Annotated in this window: 14 protein-coding genes; 8 read left to right on the forward strand and 6 right to left on the reverse strand. The window is 54.7% G+C overall.

The features are described from left to right. Window positions 1–116 precede the first annotated feature (116 nt). On the reverse strand, window positions 117–194 hold the full coding sequence (gene azuC / locus RAC60_RS11975; protein WP_112900613.1) for a stress response protein AzuC: 78 nt from the start codon (window positions 192–194) through the stop codon (window positions 117–119). Window positions 195–303: 109 nt separating this feature from the next. Beyond that, a complete protein-coding gene (gene mntP, locus RAC60_RS11980) occupies window positions 304–876 on the reverse strand; it encodes a manganese efflux pump MntP (RefSeq protein WP_033738352.1) in 573 nt (190 codons plus the stop codon). A 304-nt stretch (window positions 877–1,180) separates the two neighbouring features. Here mntP and RAC60_RS11985 point away from each other — a divergent pair, with 304 nt between their 5' ends. The 3 genes from RAC60_RS11985 to RAC60_RS11995 all read left to right on the forward strand — a co-directional run bounded on the left by RAC60_RS11985 (window position 1,181) and on the right by RAC60_RS11995 (window position 6,160). After that, window positions 1,181–1,423 (forward strand): DUF1158 domain-containing protein, encoded by a 243-nt coding sequence (locus tag RAC60_RS11985; protein WP_033738354.1) that lies wholly within the window; start codon window positions 1,181–1,183, stop codon window positions 1,421–1,423. Between the two features lie 617 nt (window positions 1,424–2,040). Next, window positions 2,041–3,654, forward strand: coding sequence for a malate dehydrogenase (quinone) (gene mqo, locus RAC60_RS11990; RefSeq protein WP_375093811.1), 1,614 nt, complete (start codon window positions 2,041–2,043; stop codon window positions 3,652–3,654). A gap of 121 nt (window positions 3,655–3,775) precedes the next feature. Then, the gene (locus tag RAC60_RS11995) at window positions 3,776–6,160 is read left to right on the forward strand and encodes a phosphoketolase (protein ID WP_375093813.1); all 2,385 of its coding nucleotides are present in this window, start codon (window positions 3,776–3,778) and stop codon (window positions 6,158–6,160) included. Here the strand turns inward: RAC60_RS11995 and RAC60_RS12000 are convergent. Next, on the reverse strand, window positions 6,157–6,744 hold the full coding sequence (locus tag RAC60_RS12000) for a LysE family translocator (protein ID WP_033738356.1): 588 nt from the start codon (window positions 6,742–6,744) through the stop codon (window positions 6,157–6,159). The two genes, RAC60_RS11995 and RAC60_RS12000, sit on opposite strands and share 4 nt — an antisense overlap. 135 nt (window positions 6,745–6,879) lie before the next feature. Between RAC60_RS12000 and RAC60_RS12005 the strand changes: the two genes are divergently transcribed. Further along, complete coding sequence (locus RAC60_RS12005; protein ID WP_039342848.1) at window positions 6,880–8,370, forward strand: PLP-dependent aminotransferase family protein; 1,491 nt, start codon at window positions 6,880–6,882, stop codon at window positions 8,368–8,370. Here the strand turns inward: RAC60_RS12005 and RAC60_RS12010 are convergent. After that, the gene (locus RAC60_RS12010) at window positions 8,337–8,960 is read right to left on the reverse strand and encodes a glutathione S-transferase family protein (protein ID WP_375093814.1); all 624 of its coding nucleotides are present in this window, start codon (window positions 8,958–8,960) and stop codon (window positions 8,337–8,339) included. The two genes, RAC60_RS12005 and RAC60_RS12010, sit on opposite strands and share 34 nt — an antisense overlap. Window positions 8,961–9,065: 105 nt before the next feature. Here RAC60_RS12010 and RAC60_RS12015 point away from each other — a divergent pair, with 105 nt between their 5' ends. Then, a complete protein-coding gene (locus RAC60_RS12015) occupies window positions 9,066–9,920 on the forward strand; it encodes a PhzF family phenazine biosynthesis protein (RefSeq protein ID WP_033738318.1) in 855 nt (284 codons plus the stop codon). A 32-nt stretch (window positions 9,921–9,952) separates the two neighbouring features. Here the strand turns inward: RAC60_RS12015 and RAC60_RS12020 are convergent, their stop codons facing one another. Beyond that, window positions 9,953–10,711: an SDR family NAD(P)-dependent oxidoreductase gene (locus RAC60_RS12020; RefSeq protein WP_006121151.1), complete on the reverse strand. Its 759-nt coding sequence runs from the start codon at window positions 10,709–10,711 to the stop codon at window positions 9,953–9,955. A gap of 115 nt (window positions 10,712–10,826) precedes the next feature. On the opposite strand from RAC60_RS12020, the gene RAC60_RS12025 reads away from it, so the two are divergent. The 3 genes from RAC60_RS12025 (at window position 10,827) to RAC60_RS12035 (ending at window position 14,376) form a co-directional block, all read left to right on the forward strand. After that, a complete protein-coding gene (locus RAC60_RS12025; protein ID WP_033738321.1) occupies window positions 10,827–11,726 on the forward strand; it encodes a LysR family transcriptional regulator in 900 nt (299 codons plus the stop codon). 39 nt (window positions 11,727–11,765) lie between these two features. Then, complete coding sequence (yhjD, locus tag RAC60_RS12030; RefSeq protein ID WP_185200390.1) at window positions 11,766–12,782, forward strand: inner membrane protein YhjD; 1,017 nt, start codon at window positions 11,766–11,768, stop codon at window positions 12,780–12,782. Window positions 12,783–13,044: 262 nt separating this feature from the next. Then, entirely contained in the window at window positions 13,045–14,376 is a 1,332-nt protein-coding gene (locus RAC60_RS12035) for an MFS transporter (protein ID WP_277283478.1), read from the forward strand. Between the two features lie 69 nt (window positions 14,377–14,445). Here RAC60_RS12035 and RAC60_RS12040 read toward each other — a convergent pair whose 3' ends face one another. Continuing rightward, window positions 14,446–14,628: a hypothetical protein gene (locus RAC60_RS12040; protein WP_226375593.1), complete on the reverse strand. Its 183-nt coding sequence runs from the start codon at window positions 14,626–14,628 to the stop codon at window positions 14,446–14,448. Window positions 14,629–14,707: the final 79 nt, after the last annotated feature.

A 14,707-nucleotide genomic window follows, 5' to 3' on the forward strand; every position in this document is an offset into this window, starting at 1 on the left:
ATGCAAGGCCAGTGCGGGCTGAACAGAGAGGCGGAGTCAGGCGAGAAGAACGGCAAAATGAGGTGATAATCACCGGTCATTCCCTGACCGCGACTATCGAGGGTAAAACGTGGCGCTTAGTTCAGCGCACCGGGTGGTACGTGTTTAAAGGTTTCCACATACGCGTGAAACACGTACTTAAAAAAACGTTTCATACAGCATCCAGTTAAAAATTTGTTGAATAACTACAGGAAAAGTATAGCTCCTGCTGTTTTAATCAGCAATAAATTTTGAACCAGATCACAAAATACGATTTTGCGGGCGTTACTGAAACAGCCCGAGATGCTCGGTGAGGATGGTGGAGCCGATGGCGATGAGGACCAGTCCGCCCAGCACTTCGGCCCATTTACCTAAAACAGGCCCAATGAAGCGGCCGACCAGCACGCCAGTGGTAGCCATAACGGTAGTGGCGGCACCGATTGTCAGAGCCGTGGTGACGATATTAACCTGAAGGAAGGCCAGCCCCACGCCAACCGCCAGCGCATCCAGGCTGGTGGCAACGGCGGTCGCCGCCAGGACCATAAAACCATGGCTTTGCGGCGCTTCGCACGGTTCAGACGCCGTTTTACGGAAGCCTTCCATCATCATTCGGGCACCCAGGAAAGCCAGCAGGAAAAAGGCTATCCAGTGATCCCACGCGGCAACATACTGGCTGGCAGCAAGACCCAATGCCCAGCCAATCAGCGGCGTCAGGGCTTCGATACAACCGAAAATCAGACCGGTGCGCACGGCTTCTTTCAGGCCCGGGCGATGCAAGGTCGCACCCTTGCCCAGCGCAGCAGCAAATGCGTCCATCGACATTCCAAAAGCAAGAATCAGGGTGGCGATAAAGGTCATGATTTGTTCACTTGGGATGAAAAGCCAGCATTTCGTGCTGAATTCATCACACATATGGCTCGGTTATTAAAAAGTGCGCGCAGTCTATCACGCAATAATCGTTATAAAAAGACAATAAAATCAGGGATTTAAGTATAGCAAAGGCTATAACTCATAACAATCGCTATGAATGTCTCTAAGTTAATGTCATTTAAGCCTTTTCTTTGCAATGCACAGCGTGACTTCCTGCCCTGAACAGTCCGTCATTGAACCTTCTCGCGGAATGCCGGAAAATGGCGGGCTGGTAAATACGGAATTTTTGTCCATGACTAACCCCTTCGAATCCCTGATCATTCCCGGCGGCATTTTACTGTTGGGCTTTCTCTCTGCCCTTCTGCTTCCCGCTCCCGCGTTTAGCCTGGCCGTCGCGCAGCACCTGCAACAGATGTTCCATCTGCAGGACCTTAATCAGCTTTATACCGTGGTCTTTTGCCTGTGGTTTTTACTTCTGGGCGCGCTGGAGTTTTTTGTTATTCGCTTTATCTGGCGCCGCTGGTTTCGGGCGTAATCACGCCGTCAGGGCGACATCTGCCTGCTGCCCCTCTTTTTTTAAAAGACTGAATTACTGAGAGGCTGGCGGTGGTGAACCTTTGATCATGCAAAGCGTCAGCGATGCGGCGCGCTTCCTTGCCGTCGGTCAGTCACCTGGCTGGCTCTGAGGTCACAAAAATGTAACATTTGTTTTACAAGATAGCCTTCGCCGCCTTATCGATTAAAAATTCAACGCAAAGAATAAATTTCAATAATCCTTTTTTTTCATTAGGTTAGATTATTCCTTTCGCTAAGTGACATTTTCATACCGCACCATTACGGGGCAATCCCGCAACATCCTCTTTTACTTAACCCGTTGAGTTAGCTGCAAAAAAGGCTTATGGCGCGCCTGTTATTATGATTCTTTCTTATGCTGAATCATTTCTGCATTTAAAAAATAAACAAATGTTTAATTCGAACGCGAGAATGTTATATTTGGGCAACAAAGCATAACGTTCAGTTAACTCGTTATCGTCGCTTTAACCTATACCTGAGTCTTAACCCGGAAATAGCGCAACGCGCTCGACAGAAGCGTGACTATTTCGCCTGCAACACTGTTGAGCTTCAGGTCAACAGAAGAGGAGATGTCGCCTCATGTGCAAATCAGCTGTAAATCTTGCGCTCACAATGAGTGTTAGCGGAAAGGACACCACCGGGGCGCAGGAGCGTAAAGACGTCGATGTGCTACTCATTGGCGCTGGCGTCATGAGCGCCACCTTAGGCACCTGGCTGCAGGATCTTGAGCCAGACTGGTCCATTGAAATGGTGGAACGGCTGCCGCATGTGGCGGAAGAGTCCTCTAATGGCTGGAACAATGCCGGTACAGGCCATGCCGCGCTGGCCGAGCTGAACTATACGCCGCAGAGAGCTGACGGCAGTATCGATATCGCGAAAGCCATTGCGATTAACGAAGCCTTCCAGATTTCTCGCCAGTTCTGGGCCTATCATGTCCAGAAAGGCAATCTGCATACGCCAAAAAGCTTTATCCACAGCACACCGCATATGAGCTTTGTCTGGGGCGATGACAACGTTAACTTCCTGCGCAAACGCTTTAACGCATTACAGAAAAGCACTTTGTTCCGTGGCATGGCTTACTCTGAAGATCCACAGCAAATTGCGAAGTGGATTCCGTTGGTGATGAAAGGCCGTCCCGCCAGTCAAAAAGTGGCCGCGACCTGGACCGATATGGGCACCGACGTCGATTTCGGTGAAGTGACGCGTCAGTTGATTGCCTCACTGGAGAAAAAAGCCAGTTTCCGTTTGCGCATGAGCCAGGAAGTTCGCGACATTACACGCCTGAACGATGGTCGCTGGCAGGTTACCCTTGTCAGCCTGACAGACGGTTCACGTCGTACGTTAACCGCCGGTAAGATTTTCATTGGCGCAGGCGGTGCGGCGTTGCCGTTGCTGCAGAAGGCTGGCGTTCCCGAAGCCAATGGCTATGCGGGCTTCCCGGTCGGCGGCTCTTTCCTGGTGACCGAAAATCCCGATGTTGTGAAACAGCATATGGCGAAGGTCTATGGTAAAGCGAGCGTCGGTGCGCCGCCAATGTCCGTGCCGCATGTGGACACGCGCGTTCTGAACGGCAAACAGGTTCTGCTGTTTGGGCCGTTCGCGACCTTCTCGACCAAGTTCCTGAAGCAGGGTTCGCTGCTGGACATGTTTGCCTCGCTGAACAGTACTAACCTTATGCCGATGATCAAAGTCGGACTGAAAAGCTTTGATCTGGTGAAGTACCTGATGGATCAGGTTCTGCAAAGCGACAGTGACCGGATGGACGCGCTGCGCGCCTATGTTCCGCAGGCGAAGCAGGAAGACTGGCGTCTGGTGACCGCAGGTCAGCGCGTGCAAATCATCAAGAAAGATGAAAAAGAAGGCGCAGTATTGCGTCTGGGCACAGAAGTGGTGTCGTCGGAAGATGGCTCGATTTCGGCACTGCTGGGTGCTTCGCCGGGCGCCTCAACAGCGGCACCGATCATGCTGGAACTGCTGCACAAGGTCTGTCCAGAGCAGATGGCGTCACCGGAATGGCAAAATAAAATTCGTGCCGTTGTGCCGTCCTGGGGCCGCAAACTTAACGGTGACGTCGCCCTGACTGAAAAAGTGCTGGCTGAAACCAGCCGCGTCCTGCAACTGCCGTATACGCCTGTAACGCCGGTGGCCGCGAATGACGAAGGCCGTGAAACTGCCTACGTCGTCGGTAAATAACCGTCTTCTACCTGTCTGAGGCCTCGCTTGCGAGGCCTTTTTGTTTGCCGCTTGCCTGGTTGACTCCCCCATTCTCTATTAGGGTTAGTGCATCGTCTGACGTAATGCAGGAGAAAATGGCATGGCTCAACCGAACACGGCACACGAACTCACGTTACTTGATCGCTACTGGCGCGCCGCTAACTATCTGTCTGTCGGGCAGATTTATTTGATGAACAATCCGCTGTTACGCGAGCCATTGAAGCCAGAGCATATTAAACCGCGCTTACTGGGCCACTGGGGCACCACGCCCGGACTGAATTTTATCTATGCCCATCTGAACCGGATTATTCGTCAGCGCGACCTCAACCTTATTTATGTCTGTGGTCCCGGCCATGGCGGGCCTGGCATGGTTGCGAATACCTGGCTTGAGGGGAGCTATAGCGAAATCTATCCGCATATCCGTCAGGATGCCGACGGCATGCAGAAGCTGTTCAAACAGTTTTCTTTTCCGGGCGGTATTCCCAGTCATGCGGCACCCGAAACCCCGGGCTCGATCAATGAAGGTGGAGAGTTAGGCTACTCACTTTCTCATGCCTTTGGCGCTGTCTTTGATAACCCCGATCTGATCGCGCCCTGCATCATTGGCGACGGCGAAGCCGAAACCGGGCCGCTGGCCTCCAGCTGGCACGGGATTAAGTTTCTTAATCCCCAGCGCGACGGTGCCGTGCTGCCCATTCTGCATCTGAATGGTTATAAGATTGCGAATCCAACGATTCTGGGCCGCGCCAGTGACGACGATCTGCGTCAGCTGTTTCGCGGTTACGGCTATGAACCGCTGTTTGTCTGCGGTCATGAACCTGAAGAGATGCATCCGTTGATGGCCGACACGCTGGATCGCGCTTTTTCAGAGATTGCCGGCTTTCAACAGGCCGCCCGGCAGGGCTCACCAATGAAGTCCATTCCCCGCTGGCCGATGATTATCCTGCGCAGCCCTAAAGGCTGGACCGGGCCGAAAACGGTAGACGGCAAGAAAGTGGAAGGTTTCTGGCGGGCGCACCAGGTGCCCGTAGCGGCCTGCCGCGAAAACGAAGACCACCGTAACATTCTGGAGAACTGGCTGCGCAGCTATCAGCCTGACGATCTGTTTGATGAACAGGGGCGGCTTAAGCCGGAACTGCAGGCGCTGGCCCCACAGGGCGACAAACGTATGGGCGCGTCCCCGTTTGCCAACGGTGGTTTACTGCGCCGTGAATTAGTTACGCCTGATATTCGCGAATTTGCTTTCGATACACAGCAGCCCGGCTCGCAGGCTGGACAGGCAACTGAACAGTTTGGCCGTTATCTTAACGCCCTGTTCCAACGCAATCGGGACAATTTCCGCGTGTTTGGTCCGGATGAAACCGCCTCTAACCGCCTGACGCCGGTATTTGACACCACCAGCCGCACCTGGCTTGAAGCTATTGAGCCTTATGATGAGCAGTTGGCCCCCGATGGTCGGGTAATGGAAATTCTCAGTGAACATCAGTGTCAGGGCTGGCTGGAAGGATATCTGCTTACCGGCAGGCACGGATTATTTAACTGCTACGAAGCCTTTATTCACATCATTGACTCGATGTTCAACCAGCATGCCAAATGGTTAAAGGTGACACGCAAGCTGGGCTGGCGTCAGCCCATCTCCTCGCTTAACTATCTGCTGTCTTCTCACGTCTGGCGTCAGGATCATAACGGTTACAGTCATCAGGATCCGGGCTTTATCGATCACGTTGCCAATAAAAAAGCCGACATCGTGCGTATTTACCTGCCGCCCGATGCAAATACGTTGTTATGGGTGGGCGACCACTGTCTGCGAACATGGGACCGCATCAACGTGATTGTGGCCGGCAAACAGCCTGCGCCGCAGTGGCTGGACATGGACAGCGCCATCGCCCATTGCGAGGCCGGAATGGGTGAATGGCACTGGGCCGGCACAACCCCGCAGGGCGCAGAGCCGGATGTGGTGATGGCCTGCGCGGGTGATGTGCCCACCATGGAAACGCTGGCGGCCGTCGATCTGCTGCGAAGTTATCTGCCGGACCTGCGCATTCGGGTGGTTAACGTGGTAGACCTGCTGGCGCTGCAAACGCAGAAACAGCATCCTCACGGCAAGTCAGAAGAGGCGTTTGATGCGCTGTTTACCGCAGACAAGCCGGTGATTTTTGCCTTCCATGGTTACCCCAGTCTGATCCACCGGCTGACCTATCAACGCAATAACCATCGTAATTTCCATGTGCATGGCTTTAATGAAGAGGGCACAACTACCACGCCTTTCGACATGACGGTGCTGAACGAGCTGGATCGCTATCATCTGGCGCTGGCGGCCATCAGGCATATCCCGGGGCTTGCCGATCGCCATCCTGAACTGCCTGACGATCTGCAGCAGCGCCTGGCAGAGCATCATCGCTATGTACGGGTCTATGGCGAAGATGTGCCGGAGGTGCAGAACTGGAAGTGGCCCTCCGCCAGCGCCCCCGGCGCACCGGACTAAACCGCTTTCAGGGCATCGGCCAGCATCCAGATCGTCGTTACCACCAGTGACAGCGCCATCAGGCTGTTGAACAGCTGGCGTTTCCAGGCGATTTGCAGGTGACCGCGCAGGCGGTCACCCAACGCCGCCCACAATAATATGCAGGGCAGGTTGAGCAGCATAAAACTCGCCATCACGATCAGGACGTGACTGTTGGCGCTGTACAACAGCGCCACGTTGCTGGCCATTAACCAGGCTTTAGGATTCACCGCCTGAAAGCAGGCACCGCCGAGAAACGTCATCGGCTGAGGCTTGTGCCGGGCCTCAGGCGCAGCCGCACGAAATATTTTCCAGGACAGCCACAGCAGATAGCTACATCCCACCAGCGTAAGCGGCAAGCGGATGGATGCCATCCAGTGCAGCAACAGCTCCAGTGTCATGCCCGCAATAACCGTTTGCAGGCCGCATCCAAGTAAAATGCCAAACACCATCGGCAGCGTCCGGCGCATACCAAAATTCACGCCGGAAGTGGCAAGCAACAGGTTGTTAGGACCCGGCGTAATCGACATCACGGTGACATAACTGAAAAAAGAGGGATCAAGCATCATGGTATTCCTGACAGGGAGACAGAGCACCATGCTACGTTGCGAAAAGTGATGGTAACAGGGACAGGAAATGGCTATTTTGATGGGTACAATCACGATGATGTCAAACTGTACCTGTCGTGCCAGGAGGCAATTGTGTCCCTTGAAATTCAGCCTGAACAAACGCTTTACCAGCAACTGGCCGATAGCTTCGCAGAGGCCATTCATCAGGGTACTCTCAAGCCTGGTAAGCGCTTACCGGCTATCCGTCGCGTCGCCCAGTCGCACCAGGTGAGCGTGAACACCGTGCTGAATGCCTGGCAGCTGCTGGAGAACCGTGGCCTGATTGAGGCACGACCGCAATCAGGCTATTACGTGCGCGGCGTCCTGCCTGTGGTCACCCGGCATACTCAGCACGCTGCTCGTGTGATACGCGATCCCAGCAACGAAAAGCTGGATTTGATCGATAAAGTGTTCGCCGCGCAGAATCATCCTGATTACATCAATATCTCGCTGGCCTGCCCGCAGGACAGCGAACTGTTCCCCTCGGCCCGGTTAGCCCGCATCACCGCCTCATTGCTACGACGCAATCCCAACCTTATCGGTCGCTATGCGCTTCCGCCCGGTAGTGAGCGCTTACGGGAGGAGATTGCGCGACGCGCATTACATGCGGGTCAGTCACTCACCGCCGATGATATCACCCTCACCCATGGTTGTATGGAGGCGTTGCAGCTGGCATTGCGCGCGGTGACGCAGCCCGGCGACTGCGTAGGGCTGGAATCACCTACCTACTTTTTTTTGTTCCCTTTGCTGGCTTCACTCGGCCTCAAAGCGCTGGAAATCCCCACCGATCCGCAGCGTGGTTTGTCGCTGGATGCGCTGGAAATGCTGCTGCAGGAAGAGCGACTTCAGGCGATTGTGGCGATGCCCACGGCACAAAATCCGCTGGGTTACTGTATGAGCCTGCCCGACAAGAAAAGGCTCGCAAGGTTGGTAAATACTTACAAAGTGCCGCTCATTGAAGACGGCCTTTACGATGAATTGCAGTTTGACTGGCCGCTTTCCCCTGCCGTGAAGGCCTTTGACGAGCAGGGCTGGGTTTTATACTGCACCAGCTTTACCAAAACCGTTGCGCCGGATTTCCGTGTCGGCTGGATTGCGGCCGGACGCTTCCACGATGCTATCGCACGGCTTAAAGCCGTGTCATCGATGGCGGAGTCCGCTCTGCTGTCAGAGACGCTGGCAGAGTTTCTTGCCAATGGCGGTTATGACCATCATCTGCGTAGCCTGCGGCGCTGTTATGCCAGCAATCTGGATGAGGCGCGAGGGTTAATTGCCCAGCATTTTCCCCAGGGCACGCAGGCCACGTTGCCGCGCGGCGGCTTTGTTTTTTGGGTGGAACTGCCGGGCAACGTGAACACGACCGAGATGTTCTCTCGTCTGCTGAAAGAGCAGATCTGCGTGACGCCCGGCGCGCTGTATTCGCTGAGTGAGCGCTATAACCATGCACTGCGCCTCTCGTGCTGCTATCCGTTTACCGATCGCTACATTCGCGCTATCGCCCGCGTCGGTGCCATCGCCTGTGAACTTGCGGGCCTGCCGCCGGGTCGGGCTCAGGGCGTTCCGTTCCGTCCCCAGATGGTATAACCATGGCGTTCAGTCAGACGTTCGTAATAGGTCCGGACAGCCGGCAGGTCGGGATGATCCAGCGGGGTTTCAAACCAGCGGTTCACGGCAAGGCCAATCGGGATATCCGCCAGCGTGAAGTTGCGTCCGGCGACATAGCGACCGGTGTGCTCCAGCTGCTGGTTGAGAATCCCCATGGTATGGGACCAGCCTTTGCAGGCCGCAGCTAACAGGCGGGGATCCTGATGCGCGGGCGAATGGCGCACCAGCGACATAAAGGCATAGCGCCACGAGGTGTTAAGTTCGGTTGATTGCCAGTCCATCCACTGATCCACCGGCGCGCGCGCGCGCGGATTTTCCGGGTAAAGCCACTCGCCGCCATAGGCCGTGGCCAGATAGCGCAAAATAGCGTTGGATTCCCACATGACAAAGTCGTCGTCGAGTAATACCGGGATCATGGCATTGGGATTAAGCGCTATAAATTCTGGCGAGTGAGTGGATTTGAAACCTTCGCCCCACTCTTCGCGTTCGTAAAGCAGGTCCAGCTCGTCACACAGCCATAATACTTTGCGCACATTGATTGAGGAGGCGCGTCCAAGAATTTTTAACATAGCAGGCTCCATCCGGTTGCTTAACTTATTCATAGCCCTGTTAACTGACATAAGCAATTGCCCGGGCATGAAAAAACCGCTTTATCTCAATGAAAAGGAGTGACAATGAAGGTTGCGTTTAAACAAGTGGACGTTTTCACCTCGATTGCGTTCAACGGCAATCCGCTGGCCGTCATCATGGATGCGCAGGGCCTCGACGACAGCCAGATGGCGGCGATTGCACGCTGGACCAACTTATCCGAGACGACCTTTGTCCTGCCGCCAGAAGACAGTCAGGCTGACTACCGCGTGCGCATCTTCACCGTACAGGGCGAGCTACCGTTTGCAGGTCATCCCACGCTGGGTACCGCCCATGCCCTGCTTGAGGCGGGCTGGAAAACCAAAACACCAGGCAGGATGGTGCAGCAGTGCGGCGTCGGCAATGTGGTGGTGACAATCGCATCCGATGGTACGCTGGCTTTTGCCGCGCCCAGCGCCACCCTGACGCCCTACCACGATGCCCTGATCAGCACAGCATTAAACAGCGACGCGCTGGATCATTCACAGCCTGTCACCGTGGCGGATATGGGCATTCGCTGGTTGCTTATCCCGATGGTCAGTGCCGAGGCGGTGCGCGCCGTCATACCCGACGTCAACGATCTTGAGCGGTTAATTACCCACGCCAGCGTGGATGGTGTAATGCCCTTTGGCCCGCTGCCCTCGGGAGAAACAGAACAGTATGAAGTGCGGGGATTACTGGTTGAGCACGGCAGCCTGACAGAAGATCCGATTACCGGCAGCGCAAATGCCTGCCTGGCGCGCTACTTCGCGGCTCAGGGTAAACCGCACAATTACCGCGTTCGTCAGGGCACGCAGGTCAGACGTCAGGGCCGGGTGAACGTGGCTTATGAGGGCGAAACCATCTGGATTGGCGGAAAAACAGTGACGATCGTTGAGGGCACAATTGACGTTACGCCCTGAGACACGACAGGGCGACGGAGTCGCCCTTACTGTTACAGTCCCTGCCCGCCCGATGCTTCGATGCGTTGCGCGGTGATCCAGCCGGTTTCCTCGCTCAGAATGGCGCAAATGGCGTCGCCAATATCATCAGGTAATCCGACCCGCCCCAGAGCGGTCAACGCAGCGATGCTTTCATTCACGGCTTTATCGTCACGCACCCGTCCACCGCCAAAATCCGTTTCAATCGCGCCCGGCGCCAGGATATTAACGCGGATTCGACGTTCCCCCAGCTCTTTGGCCTGGTAACGAGTCAGCACTTCCATCGCCCCTTTCATCGCCGCATAGGTGCCCGAGCCAGGATAGGTCAGGCGCGTTAATCCACTGGAGATATTCAGAATGCGCCCGCCGTCGCTGATAACAGGCAGCAGTTTTTGCGTCAGGAAGTACGGCCCTTTGAAATGCACATTCATAAGCGCATCAAATTCCGCTTCCGTCGTCTCGGCAAAAGGTTTGTAGTGACCATGCCCGGCATTGTTCACTAAATAATCAAATGTCTCACGCTGCCAGTGCTGCTGTAAGGTGTTTTTGACATCAGAAATGAAGCGGTCGAACTGGCTAACATCACCCACATCCAGCTGTAGCGCTATGGCGCGGCCGCCTGCGCGCTCAACAGCGTTGACGACGTCCTGTGCTTCGTTTTGATGATTGCGGTACGTCAGGATGATATCCCGGCCTTTTGCCGCCAGTTTTAGCGCTGCATTCTTGCCTAAACCGCGATTTGCGCCCGTAATCAAGACGATTTTACGATTCATGTTGATTTCCTGTTGCAAAATTGAACACAGATTCAGGATATTCGTTAAAAATTGTTCTATAAACGCTTAAGAATGCGCAGCACTGTTCCACTTACAACAACAATCGGCAGGCTATATGGATAAAATTCATGCAATGCAGGTGTTCGTCAGAGTTGCAGAGATGGGCAGTTTTACGGCGGCGGCTGACAGCCTTGGGTTACCAAAAGGCAGCGTATCACGGCAAATTCAGGCGCTGGAGAATCTGATGGGCACACGGCTGCTGCATCGTACTACCCGCCGCGTGCAGCTTACTCAGGATGGCCTGGTATACTATGATCGCTGTCTTGATTTGCTGGCGATGATTGGCGATATGGACAGCCTGTTTCAGCACGATCCCGCGACGTTAAGTGGCAAACTGCGGGTCGACATGTCCGTGGCAATGGCGAGCGATCTTATTCTTCCGCGTTTGCCTGAATTCCTTCAGCACTATCCTGGCGTGGAAATTGAACTCAGCAGCAACGATCGCCAGGTTGACGTCATTCGCGAAGGTTTTGACTGTGTGATTCGCGTTGGCGAGCTAAAGGATTCGGGACTGATCGCCCGCCGTATAGGCACGCACACCTTGATTAACTGTGCCAGTCCTGACTATCTTGCGCGTTTTGGCAGGCCGATTCGGCTTGAGGAGCTGTCGCAGCATGCAATGGTGCATTACAGCCAGCCGTTAGGTCAGGCGGCGCAGGGCTTCGAATACTTCGATGGTAAGCAGTGCCACTATGTGCACACGGGCGGCGTCGTGACGGTGAACAGCACCGAAACCTACCGCGCCGCCTGCCTTGCGGGCCTGGGCATTATTCAGGTGCCGACGGTGGGCATCCAAAAATATCTGGAAAGCGGTCAACTGGTCGAGGTGCTCCATGCGTTCCCGGCCAAACCGATGCCCATTCACTTGCTCTATCCCCATCGCCGGAATGTCGCGCGTCGGGTTCGGGTGTTTATGGAGTGGTTAAGTCAGGTGCTCCAGGAGTATGTCACCTGACAGGCTATAATGTGATTTTAAGGTTCAACAGGAAAGTGAATGTCTATGACAGACGAGCAGGACAACGTAAAAGACGCCAAACCGCTGATCGATATTAAAACCGGCAACAAGTCCGTCGATCGCTCCATCGTGCGCGTATCACGCTTCGCCGCCTGGTTCCAGGCGATACCGGCGGTAGCGCACTTTATTCGCGCGCTGGATCGGTTTAACGATCGCCTCGGCAGCCAGTTTGGTGCCGCCATTACCTATTTTTCGTTTCTGTCGCTCATCCCCATTTTAATGGTGTCTTTTGCTGCCGTGGGTTTCGTGCTGGCCTCGAATCCGGACCTCCTGACCGATATCATCAACAAAATCGTCAGCAGCATCAGCGATCCGTCGCTGGCGACCACGTTAAAAAACACCGTGAACACGGCCATTCAGCAACGCGCAACCGTGGGCATCACCGGTTTGTTGCTGGCGTTGTATTCCGGTCTCAACTGGATGGGGAATTTACGCGAGGCTATTCGCGCGCAGTCACGCGACGTCTGGGAGCGTCAACCCGACGATAAAGAGAAGATCTGGAAACGCTATATTCGCGACTTCTTGTCCCTGACCGGCCTGATGCTGGCGCTGGTGATTACTTTGTCACTGACCTCCGTCGCCGGTTCCGCCCAGGCGACTATCGTTAATGCGTTAGGGCTGGATGGCATTGAATGGTTGCGCCCGGCACTGACGATCATCGCGACGTCCATCTCTGTACTGGCAAATTATCTGCTGTTTCTGTGGATTTTCTGGATTCTGCCTCGCCATAAACCGCGCAAAAAAGCCCTGCTGCGTGGCACCTTACTGGCAGCCATCGGGTTTGAAGTCATTAAGTTTGTGATGACGTTGACGCTGCCGAAACTCGCCAGCTCGCCCTCGGGTGCGGCTTTTGGCTCGGTGTTGGGGCTGATGGCGTTCTTCTATTTCTTTGCCCGCCTGACATTGTTCTGCGCGGCCTGGATTGCCACCGCCAAATACAAAGACGATCCACGCCTGCCTGAAAAAGGCGCAATGGCCAGCCACGAACAGCAGTAACCAGCGAAAAATCCCTGCCCCCGGTTATTTATCAGCCACTTTACAGCATGAATAACCAGGGGGTCACTTTTCTTCAGCGCTTTCACAGAGTATCTCGCCATGTTTATCTCTGTTAACGCTGCCATTCTCCGACATTTCACATCAGGCAAAGATTTTCTACTTTTAGGCAGAGAAAGCCGCGGCTGACGCGGTTTCCAGCCATTGAATGCCGCTATACAGGTGCGTAAGATTCCTTAACGGTATTTAAAAATAAGAAACATTTATGCAAGCCTCCATCTCAGAAACTCTTGATAAACAACATGAGCCAACGCCAGTGAACTCACGCAGTAAAGTCGTTATTGCTTCACTGGTTGGCACCGCCATCGAATTTTTCGATTTCTATATTTATGCCACCGCCGCGGTCATTGTCTTTCCGCATATCTTTTTTCCTCAGGGTGATACCACTGTCGCCACGCTACAGTCACTGGCGACCTTCGCGATTGCGTTCGTTGCCCGCCCTATCGGCTCAGCGCTGTTTGGTCACTTCGGTGACCGTGTCGGTCGTAAAGCCACCCTGGTAGCCTCGCTGCTGACCATGGGGATCTCTACCGTGGTCATCGGTTTGTTACCCAGCTATCAGAGCATTGGCGTTCTGGCCCCGCTGCTGTTAGCACTGGCCCGCTTTGGTCAGGGCCTGGGACTCGGCGGCGAATGGGGCGGTGCGGCCCTGCTGGCCACGGAAAATGCGCCAGCCAAAAAGCGTGCGCTGTACGGTTCCTTCCCGCAGTTGGGTGCGCCCATTGGATTCTTTTTTGCCAACGGCACCTTCCTGCTGCTCTCCTGGTTGCTGACCGACGAGCAGTTTATGCAGTGGGGCTGGCGCGTGCCTTTTGTACTGTCTGCCGTGCTGGTCCTGATTGGCCTGTATGTGCGCGTGTCGCTACATGAAAGTCCGGTCTTTGCCAAAGTGCAGAAAGAGAAGAAGCAGGTGCGCGTGCCGATTGCCTCACTTCTGAGCAAACATCTGACGGCGACCATTCTGGGCACCTTCATCATGCTTGCCACCTACACGCTGTTTTACATCATGACAGTTTACTCAATGAGTTACGGCACCGCCGCCGCGCCTGCGGGGCTGGGCATCTCACGTAACAGCATGCTGTGGATGTTGATGATGGCGGTCATTGGCTTCGGCGTGATGGTCCCAATCGCAGGCCTGCTGGCTGACCGCTTTGGTCGCCGGAAAACCATGATCACCATTACGCTGATGATTATTGGTTTCTCATTCCTGTTCCCTGTGATGCTGGGTTCCGGCTCTCAGGCGCTGGTGATGGCCTTCCTGCTGCTGGGATTAAGCATCATGGGCCTGACATTTGGCCCGATGGGTGCGCTGCTGCCCGAGCTGTTCCCGACAGAAGTGCGCTATACCGGCGCGTCGTTCTCATACAACCTGTCGTCGATTCTGGGGGCCTCCGTTGCGCCATATATCGCAACCTGGCTGAACGTGCACTACGGCTTATATGCCGTCGGATTGTACCTGGCCTCTATGGCCTTCCTTACGCTGATCGCCCTGATTGCCTGTAAAGAAACCCGGCATCAAACGCTGTATGAAGTGTGATCTCAGGTCACGCTCATAAAAAACCCGGCTCAGGCCGGGTTTTTTATGCGTTTCCGCGGCGAAAGCGCGCTATTTCGACTTAAGCCAGGCCATAAAATCGTCGATAAAAACCCGGGTTTTTAGCGGCAGCAGACGGTTGGGTAAGGTGATGGCCCAGAGCGTCATCGGTGTTGTGTTTTCACTGTGCCAGTCCGGCAAAACACGACGCAGTGGACCATTAAGCAGATAGCCGTTTGCGATAAATCTACACACATTGCGCAGCCAGACTCTTCCCGAAGCGCATTTGGGGAAAAGGCGGGGACTGACTGAATGCCGACCCGACCCGCAGCGC

It is taken from the genome of Pantoea sp. BR_17 (assembly GCF_041955125.1).
GTDB lineage: Bacteria > Pseudomonadota > Gammaproteobacteria > Enterobacterales > Enterobacteriaceae > Pantoea > Pantoea stewartii.

Bases quoted from the DNA above. Each gene is read 5' to 3' on its own strand.
- azuC (WP_112900613.1), bottom strand. From the start codon at position 194: ATGAAACGTTTTTTTAAGTACGTGTTTCACGCGTATGTGGAAACCTTT.
- mntP (WP_033738352.1), bottom strand. From the start codon at position 876: ATGACCTTTATCGCCACCCTGATTCTTGCTTTTGGAATGTCGATGGAC.
- RAC60_RS11985 (WP_033738354.1), top strand. From the start codon at position 1,181: ATGACTAACCCCTTCGAATCCCTGATCATTCCCGGCGGCATTTTACTG.
- mqo (WP_375093811.1), top strand. From the start codon at position 2,041: ATGTGCAAATCAGCTGTAAATCTTGCGCTCACAATGAGTGTTAGCGGA.
- RAC60_RS11995 (WP_375093813.1), top strand. From the start codon at position 3,776: ATGGCTCAACCGAACACGGCACACGAACTCACGTTACTTGATCGCTAC.
- RAC60_RS12000 (WP_033738356.1), bottom strand. From the start codon at position 6,744: ATGCTTGATCCCTCTTTTTTCAGTTATGTCACCGTGATGTCGATTACG.
- RAC60_RS12010 (WP_375093814.1), bottom strand. From the start codon at position 8,960: ATGTTAAAAATTCTTGGACGCGCCTCCTCAATCAATGTGCGCAAAGTA.
- RAC60_RS12015 (WP_033738318.1), top strand. From the start codon at position 9,066: ATGAAGGTTGCGTTTAAACAAGTGGACGTTTTCACCTCGATTGCGTTC.
- RAC60_RS12020 (WP_006121151.1), bottom strand. From the start codon at position 10,711: ATGAATCGTAAAATCGTCTTGATTACGGGCGCAAATCGCGGTTTAGGC.
- RAC60_RS12025 (WP_033738321.1), top strand. From the start codon at position 10,827: ATGGATAAAATTCATGCAATGCAGGTGTTCGTCAGAGTTGCAGAGATG.
- yhjD (WP_185200390.1), top strand. From the start codon at position 11,766: ATGTCTATGACAGACGAGCAGGACAACGTAAAAGACGCCAAACCGCTG.
- RAC60_RS12035 (WP_277283478.1), top strand. From the start codon at position 13,045: ATGCAAGCCTCCATCTCAGAAACTCTTGATAAACAACATGAGCCAACG.